This is a genomic window from Streptomyces sp. WAC05374 (genome assembly GCF_004353505.1).
Lineage (GTDB): Bacteria > Actinomycetota > Actinomycetes > Streptomycetales > Streptomycetaceae > Streptomyces.
Map to the genome: position 1 here is coordinate 1 of NZ_SMNQ01000058.1, position 282 is coordinate 282.

The 282-nt window shown below is 59.9% G+C and carries 1 rRNA gene; it reads left to right on the forward strand.

The window, feature by feature from the left end:
• Positions 1-282: ribosomal RNA gene (locus E2B92_RS32525) — 16S ribosomal RNA — on the forward strand; the annotation flags it as partial.

Here is a 282-nt window from a genome sequence, read left to right on the forward strand (position 1 = left end):
TTAACACATGCAAGTCGAACGATGAACCCACTTCGGTGGGGGATTAGTGGCGAACGGGTGAGTAACACGTGGGCAATCTGCCCTTCACTCTGGGACAAGCCCTGGAAACGGGGTCTAATACCGGATAACACCGGCTCTCGCATGGGAGCTGGTTAAAAGCTCCGGCGGTGAAGGATGAGCCCGCGGCCTATCAGCTTGTTGGTGGGGTAATGGCCTACCAAGGCGACGACGGGTAGCCGGCCTGAGAGGGCGACCGGCCACACTGGGACTGAGACACGGCCC